We start from the raw sequence: 16,162 nt of genomic DNA on the forward strand, positions 1-16,162 counted from the left end.
TCAGCGTCTCCAGCCGGATTTCCGCCGCCAGGACTTTGAGATTTTTCTCATTCATCAGCGTTTCTTCCTTTCCAAATGTTGTTTCAGAGTAGTTGCAGCAATGCGTAAACGGTCGTACTGACGCCGCCCAAGATGAAGACGTAAATAATGATACGCCGTGAGAATCCGTCGCTGATCCGTTTGTCCAGCAGTGTCCCCAACATCATTCCGACAGCCGCCGCAGGCAGTGCCACGATGGAGAGCAGAATGCTTTCCGGTCCGTACATACCTTCCGCCAGCAGCAGAATCATTCGAAAAACGTTATCCAGCAGGAAGATGAAACACGCGTTGGCCCGGAATTCCTCCCGATTGACGGTCACCCGCTCCATGTAGGCCAGAAACAGCAGATTGATGCCGAACAGGCCCGCTGTTAAGCCGGAGAAGAAGGACACCGCCGTTCGGATGTACACGTTGGGATTTGCGTTCGCATCGGGCTTCCGGGTCAGCATCTCCACGCCCAGGCCGATAATCAGAAGCCCCAGCACCAGCTTCAAGCCCTGGGGAGAGCCAAATTTCAGCAGCAGCGTGCCGGGAATGATGCCCAACAGCACGAAAGCCGCGATTGGCAGGACCACCCTGGCGGAAAAGTGGGCCCGGTTCTTCCAGACCACGTTGGCGTTCAAAATCAGGGACACCGGAGCCAGGCCCGGTGTGATGACGCTGTTGGGCAGGGCCAGGGAGAGCAGGGGCGTGGAAATCAGCGGGTCGCCAAAGCCCGCCAGGCCCTTTACGACAAACGCGGTGCAGACGCAGGCAAAATAGAACACGATTCTTCCCATAAGCACCTCCCGTCAATTTGGAGCCGGAGGAAGCGGGACAGGCACGCTGTTCCCCATAACCGCCGCAGCCCAAAAGGCTCCTGTTCTTCCAAGAGTCAACGCCAGTACAGGCAGAAAAATCTTCGTATTCATCGAAGACCCGTTACATGGACAAGTCTTTGAGGAACATGACGGCCCTGCGGGCAGCCTCCTCGCCGGTGGGCCAGGGCAGGCACTCCACCGAGAGGTATCCGTCGTAGCCGATTTCCTCCAGGGCGTTCAGGATGCGGCTGAAATCGAACTGCCCGCTGCCGGGATAGCGCCGGGAGTTGTCAGCCAGGTGAAAATAGCCCAGCCGCCCCTTGCTGGCCCGGATGGCCTCCACCGGGTCGCACTCGTCGATGCCCATGTGGAAGGTGTCCAGGTGGACATAGCAGTTGTCCAGCTGATACTTTTCCAGGAAGTCCACAGTCTCCTGCGCGGTGGTAAAGATGTTTACCTCATAGCGGTTGATGACCTCCAGGCTCAGCCGGACATTCCGCTCCGCGCCGTAGGCGGCGAGAATGCGGAGATTCTTGGCCAGACGGTCCAGATACTTCTCCCGCTTGCCGCCCTTGGGAATGTTTCCTTTGACCCAGCCGATGACGATGTCCGCCTCCAGCTTTTGGGCCATGTCGATGTACTGCCGCATTCCATCCATGGTGGCGGAGACAATATAAGGTTCGTCGGCAATCAGGCTGCACATGCCTTCTGTGTTCAGCCGCCCGGTGATGACCATGGACACACGGGTTCCGGCGCTTTGATAAGCGGCGCGGATGGCGTCGTAGTCCAGTTCCACGTCCTCACGGGTGTGGACCTCGATGGCGTCATAGCCCAGGTCTGCCGCTGTTTGCAGATTTTCCTCCACCGTTCCCTGGAGCAGGATCGGCGCGGTGGCCGGAGCCTCATCGGCGGAGGAAACGGCGAATTTCCAGTGTTTCATATCAACGCTCCTGTCTCTGAAATAGAAGTGGAGCGAGGGCCTCCCAAGGAGGCCCCCGCTCCGGGAGAAAAGAAAATAGAGTAGGGCAAATTCAGTGGGAGCGATTATTCCGGGAAGGTCAGCATGACCTTGCGGGACAGCTCCTTGTTCTGGGCCATCTTCATGGCCTCGGCCAGGTCGTCGAACTTATAGTAGTGGGACACCAGCGCCTTGAAATCATAGGTGTCCTTGATCTTGCTCATGAAGCGGATGGTGCGGGGGAACCAGTTGGTGGTGCCGCCGGAGCCCGCCAGATGCAGGGTTTTCCAGATGGTCTTGCCGATCTCCACGGGAACCTTCCGGCCGATGGAGTGGCCCACCACGCCCACGCGGGCGCTGTGTCCGGCGATGTCAAACAGGGAGGCGATGCCGATGTCGTTGCCGGAGCACTCAATCACCACGGAAGCGCCCCGTCCGTTGGTCAGCTTTTTGATCTGCTCCTCCACGTCTCCGGCGGTGGGGTCCACGGTGTAGGTAGCGCCGTAGTTCATGGCGTTCTCCCGGCGGGCGGCCACGGGGTCCACCACGATGACGGTGGCGCCGGAGGTGGCGCAGACCATGGAGGCGGAGCAGCCGATGGGGCCGCCGCCAATAATCACACAGTCATCGGACGCGTCGGGATTGCACCCGTTGCCCCAGACGCCCCAATAGCCCACGTTGAAGTTCTCCACAAAGATGCCAATCTCATCGCTCCAGTCCTCGGGAATGACGTGGGTGTAGGCCTCCTCCAGAATCATGTACTCGCCGAAGCCGCCGGGGGAGTCGGGCCGGAAGCCCACTTCGCGCATGTTCAGGCAGGCGGAGGACATCTTTCCGTCCTTGCAGTTGGCGCACTGGTGGCAGGGCAGGACGCAGTCGCCCACAACCTTGTCGCCCACCTTGATGGAGGTCACGTTTTTGCCGATCTCGGTGACGCGGCCCACCCACTCGTGGCCGGGGGTATAGGGGGCGATATCGTAACGGCCCTCAGCGGACTTGCCCTCGAAGCACTCCACGTCGGACTGGCAGATGCCGCAGGCCAGCAACTTGATAAGGACCTGATCGTCCTTCAGGGCGGGGAGCTCCACTTCCTCAATGCGGAGGTCAAAGGGACCATGCATGAATGCCTGTTTGCACTTCATAGTAATATCTCCTTTTCATTTTTTTGTGGAGTCCTGCCGGAAGCGGGCCGCCACCGGCAAGACCATGGTTTTCAATTAGTATTCGAGGGTATAGATGTGCCGTCCGCCGGGGGCGTTGGGCCCCTTGATGACGGCTTCGATAGCGGCGGGGTCGCGCTGGGTCATCTTGTCGATGGGAGGCAGCTTCCCGGCGGGATACTTCTCCAGGATGTCGTTCACCAGCTTGGTCAGGTAGTCCAGGGTCCGCTCCACACCGGCCTTGGCCTTTTCGCCGTCGGCCATCCGGGCGTCGCCGATGACGCCCTCGGGCTGGCAGATGCACTCCATGCCGCAGGAACCGAAGGCGTTGTACCACTTGATGGGGCCCGCGCCGTCCTCGGCGGAGGTGTTGATGTGCCCCGCAGGCAGCAGGGGGGCCTTCTCCACTTTGATGGCGTCCTCCATGTGGATGAACTCGGGAAACAGCTCCAGGCACCAGCTCTGCTCCACCTCGTCGGCGTGAACGAACGGGGTGTCATAGGGGCCGCCCTTGTCCTTGGTGAACATCTGGTCGCCCGCACAGTTCCAGAAGTGGGTGTAGAGCACGATGCCAGGCACCTGCCACTTCTTGCCGAAGGTGTGGATGGCCAGAGGAATCACGTAGTCCTGGCCGTGGCCGTTGACGATGATGATCTTGCGGAAGCCGGTGTTCCAGAAGCCCGCCAGCACGTAGGCGATGTAATCGGCGAGAATCTTCTCGGGAATCATGATGGTGCCCTTCTGGCCCAGGTGATGGTAGGGGTGAGAGCCGTACCAGATGGGCTGGGCCACGGTGCAGCCGGTGCGCTCGGCCACCAGCTCGCACAGGCGGGTATCCAGATAGGTGTCCTCGCCGTAGGGGGCGGAAGGGCCGTGGTTCTCGGTGGAGCCGATGGGCAGCAGCAGAACATCGTTCTTCTTCAGCCGCTCCTCCACCATCTTGGTGGTCATGTTCTGGTAGTAGATACCATCCTGCTTTTCCATGTGTCCGCCGGTGGCGGGCAGATTCCAATTAGACATTGATGTTACCTCCTGCAAATATTTTTAACGGACCGCTTCTTTCAAGCGTTTTACGTCCTCTTTTACGGTTTCCATGCGCTCCGGGCTGATATTCTGGAAGTCCTCTTTTTCATAGAGATTCTCAATAATCAGCCACCCGGAAAAGCCATGGTCCTTTAAGTAAGCGATGGAACCCTGGAAGTCCGAGACGCCGGTTCCCAGCAGAGCGTTGGCAATATGTCCTTCTGTGCTGTCCTTGACATGGAGCTGGTTCATCATGTGGGGATAGATGCCGTCCAGCACGTCTACCTGCCGGAAGCTGGTAAAGTAGGAATAGTTGTCGCTGTCATAGAACAGCTTGAAGTTGACCTTTCCCACCCGGTCCACCAGCTCCAGCTGTCTTTCCACGCTCAAAGGGCACTCGCATCCGATCTGGATGCCCTTTTCCCCGGCGTAGTCGCACAGCTCCCGGTACCGCCTGGCCGTGAACTCCAGATCCTCCTCCGTCTTCACCAGGCTGGCGTTGAAGTTGGAGAAGAACACGGCTGGTATCTTCATGTAGACCGCCGCATCCACCGCATCGAAGTGGGCCCTGCGTACCGTTTCAAACCGGGGGTCCGAGGGACGCATGTGGAAGGGGAGAAAGTCGCCGTCACTGCACCCAATGTTGGCATATGCAATGCCATGCTTCTGCTGCTCGTCCAGATACAAGTCCCGGAGAATCTTCTGGGACAGAGGATAACCCTTTTCATACGCTCCGTACTCAATGGACATGCCGTCCAGGCCCGCTTCCTTCACCAGGCGGGGGGCAAAGAGCCCGGTGCCGGGGAAGCAAAAGTTGCAGATACCCAGCTTTACATCCATTACAGGACCTCCGACAGCTTCACGGCCCGGCCCTCGTCCAGGGACTTCTTTGCGGCGATGGCGATGGCCACGGGCATCAGGCCGTCATGGCCGTTGACGGGCACCTCGGTTCCGTTCAGCACCGCGTCGGCAAAGGCCTGTTCCTCAGCGACAAAGGCGTCGTTGTAGCGCTCCAGGAAGAACCAGGTGGGCTTGGCGGAGGCAACGCCCTCGGCGGAGGAGATCATGGCGGTGTTCTCCAGGTCGTTGCTCACCTGGACGCAGCCGCCTGCACACTGGACCTCAGTCCGCTGGTCATAACCGTACTTGGAGGCCCGGGTGTTGTCGATGACGCCCAGCGCGCCGTTTTCAAATTTCAGCATAATGATGGTGGTGTCCACGTCGCCGTATTGGGCATACTCCGGATTGGCGCAGCTGCCATAGGCCACGACCTCTGTGACCTCGCTGCCGGAGAGGTAGCGGACCATGTCAAAATCATGGATGGTCATGTCGATGTGGATACCGCCGGAGGTGGCGATGTACTCCATGGGCTGGTCGGCGGGGTCCCGGGAGGTGACCTTCACCACGCTGGGCGCACCCAGCTTCCCGGAGGCCACAGTGTCCCGAACCGCCTTGTGGTTGTGGTCGAAGCGGCGGACGAAGCCTACCTGGAACTTCACCCCGGCCTTCTCCACCTCGGCGAGAATCTTCCGAATCTCGTTCAGGTCCATGTGGACGGGCTTCTCGCAGAAGATGTGCTTGCCGGCCCGGGCGGCGGCAATGGAAAGCTCGGCATGGGCAGGGGTGGATGTGCAGATGAACACTGCCTCCACCTCGGGGTCCTGGATTACCTTCATGGGGTCGTTATAGACCTTGGGAATCCCCAGCTCCGCGGCCCAGGTTTTCATGGCGTCGTTGAGCATGGGGTCCCCGGCGGCTACGATTTCGGCGTTCTTGACAAAGTAGGTGATGTTGTCGCCATGGAGCCTGCCGATACGGCCCATGCCCAGAAGGCCGATTTTCAGCTTTTTCATATGCACATCCCCTCCATTCCTTATTTCGCCAGGCGGGGATATTCCGTGGAAATCAGGACCTTGCCGGCCATGATCTTCATACCCTCGTCGATGTCCTCCAGGTTGTAGCGGCCCGTGCACATCTTCCGCATGTCGATGCGGCCGGAGGCCATCAGGGCGATGACGTCGGGATAGATGCCCTGGCCGGACTGGCCGTTGGACCCGGCGATGATGGCGGCGTTCCACTGCCAGCCGAACACGTCCACGGGGGTCAGGCCCACGGTGTGGCCGATCTGAGCGGTCTTGCCGCCGATAGCCAGGGATTTTGCCATGACGGGGTAGGTGAACTTGGTGTCCCCCGCGCACTCGGCAAAGAGAGAGATTCCCGCGCCGTTGGTCAGGTCCATCAGCAGCTCCGCCTGCTCGTCGGCGTCCTTGAAGCTGGTGGGATCATACACAGCGTCCGCGCCGCAGGCCTTGGCCAGCTCCACCCGCTCGGGAACGCTCTCGAAGGCGATGAGCTTCGCCGCACCGGAGGTCTTGAGAAGCTGGATTGCCGCCAGGCCGATGGGGCCGCAGCCAAACACCGCCGCGTGTCCGCCGGGCCGGAGTCCCCCCGCCCGGACGAAAATACCGTTGTACGCGACGCCTGTGGGCTCCACCATGGCGCCCAGCTCAAAGGCGGTCATTTTGTCTCCGCCGTAGAAGTTCATAATGTCATTGAGCTTGTAGCAGTATTTGGCATTAACCGCAGCGTACTCGGCAAAGCCGCCGTCGTAGGTCAGGCCCGGCTCCTCCAGGTCCTTACACTGGTTGAACATGCCCCGGCGGCAGGCGTCACACTGGCCGCACCAGTGCATGGATTCCACGGATACCAGATCGCCAACCGCCAGCTTTTTCACGTTTTTGCCCACCTCGACGATTTCGCCGGAGAACTCATGGCCCGTGATGATGGGGTATTTGCTGTGGCCGTCGTACATGGTGTAGCCGTCGGCGTCCTTGCGAAGCAGGTGCTGGTCCGTGCCGCAGATACCCGCCGCGCCCACCTTCAGAAGGACCTGATCGTCGCCGCACACCGGCATGGGGCGGTCTACCACGCTGCCCCGGATGTTCTTCCAGATCTTGTTGCCGCGAAGGGCGCGGCCTGTGTCCTTTTCTCTCTGGGAAAGGACGTATCCCTCACGGGGCGCGTAATCGGCTTCTACATAAAATGCTCTCATGATAAAACCTCCGTCTTGCAAAATTAAAATGGATGAGAGAACAAGCCTTATTTACCGGCCTTTTTGGTCTGGGTATCGAACCAGACAGCGGCAACCAGGATCAGGCCCTTGATGATGAACTGCCAGTAGGAGTCCATATTCATCATGGACATACCATTGTCAATGGACATCATCATGACCGCGCCCAGGATGGCCCCGGAGACCTTGCCCACACCGCCGGTCATGGAGGTTCCGCCAATGACCGCCGAGGCAATCGCGTCCAGTTCATAGCTTCCGTTGGCGGCGGTGGCGGTGCCTCCGTTCAGCCGGGCGGTGTAGATCACTGCCGCCACGGCGCAGAGGAGGCCGTTGAGGATGTATACCAGCGTCAGGTTTTTCTTGACGTTGATGCCTGCGTATTTTGCTGCGGAGATATTGCCTCCGATGGCGTAAATGCTTCGTCCAAAGGTGGTCCGCTGGGAGATGAAGGTGAAAATGACCACCACAATCACCATGACCATTACGGGGATGGGGATGCCCTGGAAGTTGTTGAGAATGCCCACTGCCAGAAGGACCAGGAACGCGAAGGCCGCACAGCGGGCCACCGCCTCAAACTCGCTTTCATCCAGGCTGCCGTGTTTCCGCTTGGCCCGGCGCTGGTTTATTTTTAAAAGGACCATAGCCACAATTGCCACAGCCGCCACAAGCCAGCCCCAGATGGGCAGCAGATATTCCGTGCCCCAGAAAACGTAGGATTTCTCGAAGGGGGCAATGGTCTGACCCTTGGTGACGGCCAGCATTCCGCCCCGGCAGATCAGCTGCGCACCCAGCGTTACGATGAAGGGCGCGATGCCCACGTAAGCGATGATGGACCCCTCGATGGCGCCGATGATGCAGCCCAGAACCAGGCCCACCAGAATGGTTACCGGCGTGGAGAGCCCGCCCCAAACCTGGCAGGCTGCCATCACGCAGCCAATGAGGCCCATGGTCATTCCGGCGGACAGGTCGATACCCCCCGTTACAATCACCAGCGTCATGCCGACGCCCATGATACTGGTAAACGCTGCCTGCCGGATCAGGTTGGAGATGTTGCGGGTAGTAATGAACTTGCCGCCGGTCGCTGCGGCGAACGCTACCCATATGACGACCAATACAACGATCATCGTCAAAGTCCGCACATCAATTTTTGGGGTCAGTTTCTTTTTTGTCATGTCGCGCTCCTCCCTACCGCCGCACGCATCAGAATTTCCTGTGTTGCTTCCTTCGCGTCAAATTCGCCGGTGATCTCACCGTCTGCGATGGTGAGGATGCGGTCGCTCATGCCCAATATTTCTTCCATCTCCGAGGAGATCATGATGATGACGACGCCTTTGTCCACCAGCTCGTTCATGATCTTATAGATTTCATACTTCGCGCCCACATCAATGCCCCGGGTCGGCTCGTCCAGGATCATGACCTTGGGATCGCTCATAAGTGCCTTGGCCAGGACTACCTTCTGCTGGTTGCCGCCGGAGAGCGTATTGACCGCCACCTCAATGCTGGGCGTTTTCGTGCGGATTTCCTTTACATATTTCGTTGTATAAGCCACCTCGGCGCCCTCGTTCAGAACGCCGGCGCTGGACACCTTTTCCAGGGAGGCCAGAGTCGTGTTCTCCTTGACACTCATAATCAGATTCAAGCCCAGCTTCTTCCGGTCCTCACTGACAATGAAAAACCCGGCATCCAGGGCATCCTGGGGATTCCGAATGTCAACCTTTTTTCCGTCAATATAAATCTCACCGGACCCCTTGGTGCGGTAAGCGCCGTATACAGCGGTAAACAGCTCCGTCCGTCCGGCGCCCATCAGGCCGCTGATTCCCAGGATTTCGCCCTTATAAGCCTTCAGGCTGATATTGTTGATGACATCCCGGCCCGGGATATCCGGATGGGGAACGGTAAAATTACGGAGCTCAAAGCCCACTTCCCCTCTGGTATGGGGCTCGCGGGGAAACAGATTGCTCATGTCCCGGCCCACCATCAGGGAAATCATTTCGTCCTTGGTCATGTTCTCTTTTGGACGGGTCTCAATGGTCTGTCCGTCCCGCAGAATGGTGATATCGTCGCACAGACGCATGATTTCATCCAGCCGGTGAGAGATATAAATGCAGGTGACGCCCCGTTTGCGGAGCTGGTCCACAAGGTCCAGCAGCGTATCTACCTCTGTCTCGGTCAAAGCTGCGGTGGGCTCATCCAGCAAAAGCAGCTTCACATCCCGCGCCAGCGCTTTGGCGATTTCCACCATCTGCTGCTGGCCGACGCCCAGATTGCGGACGATTTCATCAGGGTTGACATCCAGGCCAACCTGGGAAAGCAGCTTCCGGCATTTTTCAAACTGTTCGTCGAAATTAACGATGCCAAACCGATGAGGCTGGTTATTGAGGAATACATTTTCCGCCACGCTCATATCCGGGACCAGGTTCAACTCCTGGTGAATACAGGCAATACCTGCGGCCTCCACCTCGCGGATGGTTTTAAAACGGCACTCTTTTCCCTCAAAATTGACGGCGCCATCATAGTTGCCGTACGGATAAACTCCGCAGATCACTTTAATGAGCGTGGACTTTCCCGCGCCATTTTCTCCGACCAGGGCGTGGACGTGGCCCCGCTGCACGCCAAAAGACACATCAGACAAGGCTTTCACGCCGGGGAATTCTTTTGTGATGTTTTTCAGTTCCAAGATGTAATCAGCCATACTATAACCCCTTGAGCATGGAGGGCGCCTCCGGTTTGTGCGGAGGCGCCCTCCGAAGTTTATTGATCAGTACACGCAAGCGGGCTTAATCGGTGGGCCACTGCTCCTGGGGCACATTGGCGTAAACCTCTTCCACCGTGTGGAAAGCGTCCCGCTTGATTACGATGTCATAGAGGTTTTCCTTGGTGATTGCTTCCACCGCCACGTTAAAGGCATCTACATCTTTGAAATTATTGTTGTAGGTAGTCCAGGAACCCAGGGCGGAATCTACGCCGTTCTTCTCGTCCGCACCGGTGGCAATGGCCACAGCCAGCTCACAGGCGGCCTGATTCAGGGGAGCCAGCGGCTTATAAACGGTGCCGTACTGAGTTCCCTCCACAATGCGCTGGCAGGCGGCAATGTCGGCGTCCTGACCGGCGATGGGAACAGAACCGGCCAGACCCTGAGCGGCAAGCGCCTGAATCGCGCCTCCGGCGGTGCCGTCGTTAGAGCAGACCACACCCTGCACGTCATTGGCGGCGCTGGTCAGGGCGTTTTCCGTGTGCTGCAAAGCCTCGGCGGGGCTCCAGCCCTTGCACCACTGCTGAGTGACAATCTTGATGTCTCCGCTGTCAATCAGGGGCTGGAGGACATCCGTCTGGGCGGTTTCAATAATGTGGGCGTTGTTATCCTCGGGAGCGCCCAGCAGCCAGATGAAATTGCCCTTGGGGGCCTGTTCAACGACCATTTCAGCCTGGACCTTACCCACGGTATAGGTATCAAAGGTGATATAATAGTCCAGATCGGAGTTCATGATAAACCGGTCGTAGGAAATCACTTTGATGCCGGACTGGTGGGCGGCGTCCACAATCGGGGCGACGGCCTCGCCGTCCAGCGGCTGGACGATCAGCACATCCACACCCTGGTTCAGAAGGTTCTCGCACTGGGAGACCTGTTTGGTGGTGTCGTTTCCGGCATCCTGGACCAGAAGCTCAAAGCCCTTATCGGCGGCATAGGCCCGGAACATCTCGATCTCGCGGTTCCAGCGCTCTTCGGTCGTGGTGCCAATGGACACGCCCACGACAATGTCCTTGATTTCCTTGGCTTCACCATTGGCGCTGCCGGTGTCCGCCGCAGCGGGGGGCGCGTCGTTCCCGCCCTGGGAAGTGTTGGAGGCCGTCGTGCAGCCCACCAGGGAGAAGAGCATCAATGCGGCCAGGAGACCCGCCAGGAACCCTTGCTTTGTTTGCTTCTTTTTCATGAATCTTCCTCCTTATTTATTGTTGGGTTTTATATAACCGGCAATCACCGGTTTGCCCCCTGCGCTGTTAGGGATGTTTTCTTTGGGGATTTTTAAGCGCCCCGCCCTCTGTTTCTTGCTACTGACTATAAGCCATATTCTTTTCTGGCGCCTTGTAATTCTTGTCCGTTTTTTGGGGAAAAATGCAGAAAAACACCCGGCTGAATGGCTGCATGGAGGCTGCATAAGTGGTTTCCAAATAAAGGATGACTGTTCCTGTGGAAAAACTGGACAATTGTTGGAAGAGCTTTTTGTGTAATTTGTTTTTTGTTTCTGCAAAAGCTACAATTTGACCCAAAGATTTATAGTTAATTTGAGGAGTGTGCAATTTTTCAATGTATCGTAACGATATGACCGGTTTTTTTGTTTAACAGATTCCTTCGAGCTTCAAAGACCGTTCTCCTGCGCAGCTCACACGGCGCATTTTGGCGTCCTCAAAAATCTGGAAAAAGCAATTTATACATAGCCGTATTTTCCGAGAGGAAAAAAGGGCCCCAAAAGCACTGTTTTCCCATGTTAAATTTAACAAAATTCGCAAGATTTCAATGGCGGCATTTTTGCGATTCCGCTATAATATTGCAAAGGAGCTTTGTATGTTTGGAGCGGATAAGGAGCTGTTATTATGGTTCATATGTATCCTGTACCAGCCAGCGCGGCGCTCTCCCAGGCAGACTGCCACTTTCGGATGAGCTATCTGACAAACACAGAAATTGATAGCAGCAAGTCCCTGCGGGCAATTCACAGTCATGCGGAAATTGCAGAAATCATGCTGGTATACGACGGGCATGGAGTCCACAATATTGACCATCGAGAATATTACAGTGAGCCGGGTGATATTCTGCTCTACAACACAAATGTGATTCATCAGGACCGGTCGAAAAACGGCAAGGCCACAAGTCATTACCTGTGTGGTGTGGCGGGGCTTCAACTTGACGGACAGCTTCCCGGAGTGATCCATCCTGACCCGAACTGCTTCTTATTAAAGAGTCATTTCTATTTTGAATTTCTGCTGCGGGGTTTCGAAATGCTGGAACACAGTCTGCAGGAACAGTCCAGTCAAATCATCGCCCTGTCCCAGGGCTTTTTGAGGATGCTTCTGGCCATTATCCTGGAGCTTGCCGAAAAGGAGCGCCAGGGTGCGGCGGATTCCACTCTGAAGGAGCTGCCCATTGAGAAAAGAATTCGCCACTATATCGACCACAACTTCGCAAAGGACTTTTCCCTGGTGGAGTTAGCGAATGAGCTCCATATCAGCCACTATTACGCGTCTCACGTGTTTTCCAAGGCCTTTGGCTTATCGCCCATTCGTTACCGCACCATGCGCCGGATCGGGGAAGCTCAATCCCTGCTGACCAGCACAGATGAAAGCATTACCAGGATTGCCAGCATCGTCGGCTATGACGACCCCAATCAATTCAGCCAGGCATTCACGAAAGTTGTGGGAATGCCGCCCAGCAAGTACCGTGATTTAAGTGTGTGGCCCCGCTGCATACACAAAAAGAAGTAATTGTTATAAAGGAGGAATGATTGATGCTTTATATCGGAATTGACCTGGGCACCTCGGCGGTGAAGCTGCTGCTGATGGACGGCGGAGGAAGCATCCACAAAATCGTCTCCCGGGAGTACCCCCTTTCCTTTCCAAAACCCGGCTGGAGCGAACAGGACCCGGCGGACTGGCTGCGGGAAACCGCAGAGGGGATCCGGCAGCTGACGGCGGACTGCGACAAGAGCCAGATCGCTGGCATCGGCTGCGGCGGCCAGATGCACGGCCTTGTTGCCCTGGACAGGGACGGTCAGGTCCTCCGCCCCGCCATCCTCTGGAACGATGGGCGGACCTCCGAAGAGGTGGAGTATCTCAACGAAACTATTGGTTGGGACAAGCTCAGCCGGTACACCGCCAACATCGCCTTCGCCGGGTTCACCGCCCCGAAACTTCTCTGGATGCGGAAGCATGAACGGTCACTGTTCGCGAAAATCGACAAGGTGATGCTGCCCAAGGACTACATCAACTACTGTCTCACCGGCGTCCACTGCACCGACGTGTCCGACGCCTCCGGGATGCTCCTCTTCGACGTGGCCCGCAAGCGCTGGAGCCCCGAGATGCTGGAGCTCTGCGGCCTGCGGGAATCCCAGATGCCCCGGATTTTTGAGAGCTTCCAGGTGGTCGGGACCCTCAAGCCGGAGATTGCCAAGGCCCTGGGCCTGCCGGAGACCGTCAAGGTCTGCGCCGGGGCCGGGGACAACGCTGCCGCCGCTGTAGGCACCGCTACGGTGGGAGACGGACGCTGCAACATCAGCCTGGGGACCTCCGGAACCATCTTCATCTCCAGCAAAAACTTTGGCGTGGACCCCAACAATGCCCTCCACGCCTTTGCCCACGCCGACGGGCACTATCACCTCATGGGCTGTATGCTCTCCGCCGCCAGCTGCAACAAGTGGTGGATGGAGGAGATTCTGAACACCGGGGACTTCGCCGCCGAACAGGCTCCCATCACCGATGAAAAGCTGGGCACGAATCACGTCTTCTTCCTGCCCTACCTCATGGGGGAGCGCTCCCCCATCAACGACACCAACGCCCGGGGGACCTTCACCGGCCTGACCATGGACACCAGCCGGTCCGACATGACCCAGGCCGTTCTGGAGGGCGTGGCCTTCGGCATCCGGGATTCCCTGGAAGTCGCCAGGTCCCTGGGGCTCAGCATTGACCGCAGCAAGCTCTGCGGCGGCGGCGCGAAAAGCCCCCTGTGGCAGAAGATTTTTGCCAACGTCCTGAATCTGGACATTGATTTGCCGGAAACGGAAGAAGGCCCCGGTTACGGCGGCGCGATTCTGGCGGCGGTGGCCTGCGGGGAGTATCCGTCCGTGGAGGATGCGGCGGAGAAATTAGTCCACGTCACAAAGACCATCCGCCCCGACCCGGCCCTGGCCGCCCGGTACGATGACCAGTATCAGAAATTCCGTCAAATCTATCCGGCTATGAAAGCGCTGTTTCCGGCGCTGCATTGAGGAGGCACGAAGATGAAGATCGAAGCCGTCACTTCCCCCGCCTTTGCCCCCTACGGCAAGGTTTTGGAGGGCTACGACACCCGAGAGCTGCGCTATATCCTGAAAAACGAGACGCCCCTGCCGGAGGGGGTGGAGTACGTCCCTTCCCTCCCCGCCCTGGAGGCCCTGCCCATCGCAGAGCAGATCGAGACCAATGCCTACGGCGGGATGCCCGTCCAGCTGGGCTACTGCAACGGCTGCAACACCAGACTGAACTGCCTGGAATACTACCGGGACAGTGAGCTCAACTGCGGCACGGAGGACTTCATTCTCCTTCTGGCTAAACAGGACGAAATTGTGGACGGGAAGCTGGACACCAGCAAAGTCAAGGCTTTCAAGGTCCCCGCTGGGGTCCTGGTGGAGGTCTACGCTACCACGCTGCACTATGCCCCCTGCCATGCGGACGCTGAAAAGGGCTTCCGGGTGGTGGTGGCTCTGCCCCAGGGGACCAACGAGGAAAAGCCGGACCTGACGCCCCTAAACGACGAGGATAAATTGCTCCGGGCCCGGAACAAGTGGCTCCTGGCCCACCCGGACAGCGCCGAGGCAAAGGACGGCGCCGTGATTGGCCTTACCGGCGTGAACATCGACATCGCCGCCGATTGATAAAAGGAGGAATTGAACATCATGCTGACCAACATTCCGGAAGTGAAGCTGGGCATCATCGCCGTGTCCCGGGACTGCTTCATCATCTCCCTGTCCCAGCGCCGCCGGGCCGCTGTGGCCGCCGCCTGCAAGGTCCAGGGGACGGACATCTACGAGTGCCCCGTCACGGTGGAAAACGAGAAGGACATGCTCAAGGCCGTGGCCGACGTGAAGGCAGCCGGGTGCAATGCCCTGGTGGTTTTCCTGGGCAACTTCGGCCCCGAGACCCCGGAAACTCTGATTGCCAAAAATTTCGACGGCCCCTGCATGTATGTGGCCGCCGCCGAGGGGGACGGCGACCTCATCAATGGACGGGGCGACGCCTACTGCGGTATGCTGAACTGCTCCTACAACCTGGGGATGCGGCATCTCAAGGCCTTTATCCCCGAGTATCCCGTGGGCACGGCGGAGGACGTGGCCAAGATGATCGGGGAGTTTACGCCCATCGCCCGGGCCCTCATCGGCCTGAGCAAGCTGAAAATCATCACCTTCGGCCCCCGGCCCCAGGACTTCTTCGCCTGCAACGCTCCCATCAAGGGCCTGTATGAGTTGGGAATCGAGGTGGAGGAAAACTCCGAGCTGGACCTGCTGGTGGCCTACAAGGCCCACGCCGGAGACCCCCGAATTCCCGATGTCTGCGCAGACATGGCAAAGGAGATGGGCGAGGGCTGCTATTATCCCGAGATGAACGAGCGGATGGCCCAATTGGAGCTGACCCTTCTGGACTGGGCCGAGGCCCATAAGGGAGCCCGGGAGTATGTGGCCTTTGCCGACAAGTGCTGGCCCGCTTTCCCGGAGGCCTTCGGTTTTGAACCCTGTTACGTGAATTCCCGCCTGGTGAGCCGGGGCATCCCTGTGTCCTGCGAGGTGGACATTTACGGCGCGCTGAGCGAGTACATCGGCATGTGTGTCTCCGGGGACACCGTGACCCTGCTGGACATCAATAACTCCGTCCCCGCCAGCCTCTATGAGGAGGACATCAAGGGCAGATTCGACTACCAGCTCACCGACACCTTCATGGGCTTCCACTGCGGCAATACCCCGTCCTGCAAGCTCTGCGCGGACCGGGCGGTGAAATACCAGCTGATTCAGCACCGCCTGCTGGAGCCCGCGGACAGCGACCCCGACTTCACTCGCGGCACCCTGGAAGGGGACATCGCCGCCAGCGACATCACCTTCTACCGCCTCCAGTGCGACAGCGAGGGGGTCCTCCGGGCCTACATCGCTCAGGGCGAGGTGCTGCCGGTTAGAACGCGGTCCTTCGGCGGCATCGGCGTGTTTGCCATTCCGGAGATGGGCCGCTTCTACCGCCATGTGTTGCTCCAGAAGCGCTATCCCCACCACGGGGCTGTGGCCTTCGGGCACTACGGCAAGGCCTTGTTCGAGGTCTTCAAGATGCTGGGCATTCAGGACATTGCCTATAACCAGCCCAAGAGCCTGCCCTATCCCAC

14 protein-coding genes are annotated in these 16,162 nt (G+C 58.3%); 4 read left to right on the forward strand and 10 right to left on the reverse strand.

Translation table 11 applies throughout. The features are described 5' to 3' along the window. Window positions 1-83: 83 nt before the first annotated feature. The 10 genes from Q0063_RS12430 to Q0063_RS12475 all read right to left on the reverse strand — a co-directional run bounded on the left by Q0063_RS12430 (window position 84) and on the right by Q0063_RS12475 (window position 10,982). A complete protein-coding gene (locus tag Q0063_RS12430; RefSeq protein WP_297872298.1) occupies window positions 84-818 on the reverse strand; it encodes a sulfite exporter TauE/SafE family protein in 735 nt (244 codons plus the stop codon). 142 nt (window positions 819-960) lie between these two features. Next, window positions 961-1,779: a sugar phosphate isomerase/epimerase family protein gene (locus Q0063_RS12435; RefSeq protein ID WP_297872299.1), complete on the reverse strand. Its 819-nt coding sequence runs from the start codon at window positions 1,777-1,779 to the stop codon at window positions 961-963. Between the two features lie 104 nt (window positions 1,780-1,883). Beyond that, window positions 1,884-2,939: a zinc-binding dehydrogenase gene (locus tag Q0063_RS12440; protein ID WP_297872300.1), complete on the reverse strand. Its 1,056-nt coding sequence runs from the start codon at window positions 2,937-2,939 to the stop codon at window positions 1,884-1,886. 75 nt (window positions 2,940-3,014) lie between these two features. Continuing rightward, window positions 3,015-3,977, reverse strand: a complete 963-nt coding sequence (iolN, locus tag Q0063_RS12445) for a 3-dehydro-scyllo-inosose hydrolase (RefSeq protein ID WP_297872301.1) — start codon at window positions 3,975-3,977, stop codon at window positions 3,015-3,017. 24 nt (window positions 3,978-4,001) lie between these two features. Next, a complete protein-coding gene (locus Q0063_RS12450; RefSeq protein WP_297872302.1) occupies window positions 4,002-4,820 on the reverse strand; it encodes a sugar phosphate isomerase/epimerase in 819 nt (272 codons plus the stop codon). After that, window positions 4,820-5,833, reverse strand: a complete 1,014-nt coding sequence (gene iolG / locus Q0063_RS12455) for an inositol 2-dehydrogenase (protein ID WP_297872303.1) — start codon at window positions 5,831-5,833, stop codon at window positions 4,820-4,822. Before iolG ends, Q0063_RS12450 begins: the two co-directional genes overlap by 1 nt. 20 nt (window positions 5,834-5,853) lie before the next feature. Beyond that, window positions 5,854-7,032, reverse strand: coding sequence for a scyllo-inosose 3-dehydrogenase (gene iolM, locus Q0063_RS12460; protein WP_297872304.1), 1,179 nt, complete (start codon window positions 7,030-7,032; stop codon window positions 5,854-5,856). Between the two features lie 47 nt (window positions 7,033-7,079). After that, on the reverse strand, window positions 7,080-8,222 hold the full coding sequence (locus Q0063_RS12465) for a sugar ABC transporter permease (RefSeq protein WP_297872305.1): 1,143 nt from the start codon (window positions 8,220-8,222) through the stop codon (window positions 7,080-7,082). Beyond that, window positions 8,219-9,742 (reverse strand): xylose ABC transporter ATP-binding protein, encoded by a 1,524-nt coding sequence (locus Q0063_RS12470; RefSeq protein WP_297872306.1) that lies wholly within the window; start codon window positions 9,740-9,742, stop codon window positions 8,219-8,221. Before Q0063_RS12470 ends, Q0063_RS12465 begins: the two co-directional genes overlap by 4 nt. Before the next feature lie 85 nt (window positions 9,743-9,827). Beyond that, a complete protein-coding gene (locus tag Q0063_RS12475) occupies window positions 9,828-10,982 on the reverse strand; it encodes a sugar ABC transporter substrate-binding protein (protein ID WP_297872307.1) in 1,155 nt (384 codons plus the stop codon). 661 nt (window positions 10,983-11,643) lie between these two features. Here Q0063_RS12475 and Q0063_RS12480 point away from each other — a divergent pair. The 4 genes from Q0063_RS12480 to Q0063_RS12495 form a co-directional block, all read left to right on the forward strand. Further along, entirely contained in the window at window positions 11,644-12,528 is an 885-nt protein-coding gene (locus tag Q0063_RS12480; protein WP_297872308.1) for an AraC family transcriptional regulator, read from the forward strand. Window positions 12,529-12,551: 23 nt separating this feature from the next. Further along, window positions 12,552-14,027, forward strand: a complete 1,476-nt coding sequence (gene xylB, locus Q0063_RS12485) for a xylulokinase (RefSeq protein ID WP_297872309.1) — start codon at window positions 12,552-12,554, stop codon at window positions 14,025-14,027. 12 nt (window positions 14,028-14,039) lie between these two features. After that, complete coding sequence (locus Q0063_RS12490) at window positions 14,040-14,672, forward strand: DUF4867 family protein (protein ID WP_297872310.1); 633 nt, start codon at window positions 14,040-14,042, stop codon at window positions 14,670-14,672. Window positions 14,673-14,693: 21 nt separating this feature from the next. Continuing rightward, window positions 14,694-16,162, forward strand: a 1,469-nt coding sequence (locus Q0063_RS12495) for an L-fucose/L-arabinose isomerase family protein (protein WP_367180379.1), incomplete at its 3' end; no start/stop codon positions are given.

Origin of the sequence: uncultured Oscillibacter sp. (assembly GCF_947654275.1) — a bacterium.
Lineage (GTDB): Bacteria > Bacillota > Clostridia > Oscillospirales > Oscillospiraceae > Oscillibacter.

Coding starts and splice junctions, on each gene's coding strand:
- Q0063_RS12490 (WP_297872310.1), top strand. CDS start 14,040: ATGAAGATCGAAGCCGTCACTTCCCCCGCCTTTGCCCCCTACGGCAAG.
- Q0063_RS12470 (WP_297872306.1), bottom strand. CDS start 9,742: ATGGCTGATTACATCTTGGAACTGAAAAACATCACAAAAGAATTCCCC.
- iolN (WP_297872301.1), bottom strand. CDS start 3,977: ATGTCTAATTGGAATCTGCCCGCCACCGGCGGACACATGGAAAAGCAG.
- Q0063_RS12450 (WP_297872302.1), bottom strand. CDS start 4,820: ATGGATGTAAAGCTGGGTATCTGCAACTTTTGCTTCCCCGGCACCGGG.
- Q0063_RS12480 (WP_297872308.1), top strand. CDS start 11,644: ATGGTTCATATGTATCCTGTACCAGCCAGCGCGGCGCTCTCCCAGGCA.
- iolG (WP_297872303.1), bottom strand. CDS start 5,833: ATGAAAAAGCTGAAAATCGGCCTTCTGGGCATGGGCCGTATCGGCAGG.
- Q0063_RS12435 (WP_297872299.1), bottom strand. CDS start 1,779: ATGAAACACTGGAAATTCGCCGTTTCCTCCGCCGATGAGGCTCCGGCC.
- iolM (WP_297872304.1), bottom strand. CDS start 7,032: ATGAGAGCATTTTATGTAGAAGCCGATTACGCGCCCCGTGAGGGATAC.
- xylB (WP_297872309.1), top strand. CDS start 12,552: ATGCTTTATATCGGAATTGACCTGGGCACCTCGGCGGTGAAGCTGCTG.
- Q0063_RS12430 (WP_297872298.1), bottom strand. CDS start 818: ATGGGAAGAATCGTGTTCTATTTTGCCTGCGTCTGCACCGCGTTTGTC.
- Q0063_RS12475 (WP_297872307.1), bottom strand. CDS start 10,982: ATGAAAAAGAAGCAAACAAAGCAAGGGTTCCTGGCGGGTCTCCTGGCC.
- Q0063_RS12465 (WP_297872305.1), bottom strand. CDS start 8,222: ATGACAAAAAAGAAACTGACCCCAAAAATTGATGTGCGGACTTTGACG.
- Q0063_RS12440 (WP_297872300.1), bottom strand. CDS start 2,939: ATGAAGTGCAAACAGGCATTCATGCATGGTCCCTTTGACCTCCGCATT.